The organism is Arhodomonas sp. KWT (genome assembly GCF_010993615.1).
In genome coordinates this window covers 1-2,708 of the sequence record NZ_WNXE01000277.1, presented here as the reverse complement: position 1 = coordinate 2,708, position 2,708 = coordinate 1, and the positions used below count along the sequence as shown (strand labels likewise).

Sequence of the window (2,708 nt, the reverse complement as noted above, 5' to 3'; positions counted from 1 at the left end):
GCAACCACTTCTCGACCCTCGGCGTGAACGGGATCAACGAGATGATCCGCAACTTCACCGACGACGCCCACGACATCACCACGCCCTGGGGTCAACGGTTCGCGGCCGAGTTCCTCGATCACGTGCGCGACGTCATCGCCGGATTCCAGGAAGAGACCGGACACATGTACAACCTGGAAGCGACGCCCGCGGAAGGCACCACCTACCGCTTCGCCCGGGAGGACCGCAGGCGCTTCCCCGGCATCCTCCAGGCCGGCACCGAGGAGACGCCCTACTACACCAACTCCTCGCAGCTGCCAGTGGGCCATACTGACGACCCGTTCGAGGCGCTGGCACACCAGGAGGCGCTGCAGCGTCGCTACACCGGGGGCACCGTACTGCACCTGTACATGAACGAACGGATCTCCAGCACGGCGGCCTGCCGCAAACTGGTCCGGCATTCGCTGGAGCGCTTCCACCTGCCCTACATAACGATCACGCCGACCTTCTCCATCTGCCCCAGGCACGGCTACCTCGCCGGCGAGCACCCCTACTGCCCCCGGTGCGACGAGGAGATCCTCGCGCGCCGACGGCGAGAGACGGGCAGGCAGGACCACGACACCATCAGCAATACGTAAGGAGGGCATACGCCATGACGACAGTACGACCCGAGCACGACAGCCACGAGGCGCTCCGCGACGAGGAGCGTCAGCCCTGCGAGGTATGGACCCGCGTCATGGGCTACCACCGTCCGGTTTCGTCGTTCAACGTCGGCAAGCGGGGCGAGCACCGTGAGCGGCGACACTTCCGCGAGGAGCGCACGCATCTTGACTGACCGGAAACCGCCGGCCGCCCTCCAGGTGGCCGGCCTCGTCCCCATGACCGCGGTGGACCTGCCCGGACGGCTCGCCGCCGTGGTGTTCTGCCAGGGCTGCCCCTGGGCGTGCGGCTACTGCCACAACCCCCACCTGATCCCGGCCACGGGTCCGGAGACGATCGGCTGGCCGTCGGTGCGCGAGTTCCTGCGCCAGCGCCGGGGGCTACTGGACGGCGTGGTCTTCTCCGGCGGCGAACCGACCCTCCAACGGGGGCTTGCGCACGCCCTCGCCGAGGTCCGATCCCTGGGCTTCGAGACGGGTCTGCACACCGGCGGCGCCTATCCGCAGCGGTTGCGCCGGCTGCTGCCGCAGGTGGACTGGGTGGGATTCGACGTCAAGACCCGGTTCAGCGATTACGAGCGGGTCACCGGCGTGCCCGGCAGCGGCGAGCGAGCCCGGCAGAGCCTGGACTATCTGCTCGGCAGCGGCGTCACCTACGAAGTCCGCACCACGGTTCACCCCCTTGTGATCAGCCCGGATGGGCTACTGCACCTGGCCAGGGAGCTGGCCAGGCTCGGCGTGCGGCACTATACGCTACAGGCCTGCCGCGCGACCGGCGCCACCGATCCCGCCTACGGCGCGCCCGGAGTGACCGGGCTGCTGGAGACGACCCGGGCACACCCTATAGAACGGCTGTTCGACTCCTTTCAGATCCGTGACGCCTGAACGGATTGCTCACGCCTGGGCGTAGCGCTCGCCCTCGCCCACCCAGCGCTCAATCAGCGCCTGCACGGTAGCGGCGTCCCCGGCGAACAGCCGCGACGCCGCTGTGCGGACGTCGTCCAGCAGGTCCGCGTCACGCCCGAGGTCTGCGATGCGGTACTCCATCGCGCCGGTCTGGCGGGTGCCGAGCAGCTCCCCCGGGCCACGTATCTCCAGGTCCCGGGCGGCAATCCGGAAGCCGTCGCCGCTCTCGCGCAGCACCCCGAGCCGGGCCTTCGCGGTCTCCGAGAGCGGGCCGTGATAGAGAAGCACGCAGCTGCTCGCGGCACTGCCCCGGCCGACCCGGCCGCGGAGCTGATGGAGCTGGGCCAGGCCCAGGCGCTCCGGGTTCTCGATGATCATCAGCGAGGCGTTGGGCACGTCCACGCCCACCTCGATCACCGTGGTGGCCACCAGCAGATCCAGCCCGCCGTGTTCGAAGGCGGTCATCACCGCCTCCTTCTCGCTGCCCGTAAGCCGGCCGTGGACCAGCCCCACGCGCAGGTCCGGCAGGGCCTCGCCGAGCAGCCGCGCACGCTCCTCGGCCGCCTCCGCCTCCAGCACCTCGGACTCCTCCACCAGGGTGCAGACCCAGTACGCCTGCCGGCCCTCGGCGCAGGCGGCACGCACCCGCTGGACGACATCGTCGCGGCGGGTGTCCGGCACCGCCACGGTGGCCACCGGCTGGCGCCCGGGCGGGAGCTCGTCGATCACCGAGACGTCCAGGTCGGCATAGGCGGTCATCGCCAGCGTCCGCGGGATCGGCGTGGCGGTCATGATCAGCTGGTGGGGCTGGCTGGCGCCGTCCGCGCCCTTGTTTCGCAGCGCCAAGCGCTGATGCACGCCGAAGCGGTGCTGCTCGTCGATGATCACCAGTCCCAGGGCATGGAACGCGACCTCCGACTGAAACAGCGCGTGGGTGCCCACGGCGACCCGCGTGGTGCCATCAGCGAGCGCGGCCAGGGCGTCCCGCCGGGCGCGCCCGGACAGCCGTCCGGAGACGTAGTCCACGCTCACGCCGAGCGGTGCCAGCCAGTCACGGAAGGCACGGAAGTGCTGCTCGGCGAGCAGCTCCGTGGGCGCCATCACCGCCGCCTGGCAGCCCGCCTCGACCCCGGCGAGTGCGGCGAGCGCGGCGACCACCGTCTT

Annotated in this window: 4 protein-coding genes; 3 read left to right on the top strand and 1 reads right to left on the bottom strand. The window is 70.4% G+C overall.

What is annotated here, in order from left to right; all coding sequences use genetic code 11:
* From nrdD (G7A99_RS17805) to G7A99_RS17795, 3 genes are all read left to right on the top strand, one after another.
* The coding region (gene nrdD / locus G7A99_RS17805) for an anaerobic ribonucleoside-triphosphate reductase (RefSeq protein ID WP_305792332.1) at positions 1-617 on the top strand (617 nt) is incomplete at its 5' end.
* A 14-nt stretch (positions 618-631) separates the two neighbouring features.
* Positions 632-814, top strand: a complete 183-nt coding sequence (gene nrdD / locus G7A99_RS17800) for an anaerobic ribonucleoside-triphosphate reductase (RefSeq protein WP_018718681.1) — start codon at positions 632-634, stop codon at positions 812-814.
* Positions 807-1,523, top strand: coding sequence for an anaerobic ribonucleoside-triphosphate reductase activating protein (locus tag G7A99_RS17795; RefSeq protein ID WP_018718680.1), 717 nt, complete (start codon positions 807-809; stop codon positions 1,521-1,523). Before nrdD (G7A99_RS17800) ends, G7A99_RS17795 begins: the two co-directional genes overlap by 8 nt.
* A gap of 9 nt (positions 1,524-1,532) precedes the next feature.
* On the opposite strand, the gene G7A99_RS17790 is transcribed toward G7A99_RS17795, so the two are convergent.
* Positions 1,533-2,708: ATP-dependent DNA helicase RecG (locus G7A99_RS17790; RefSeq protein WP_163142693.1), on the bottom strand; the 1,176-nt coding region annotated here is incomplete at its 5' end.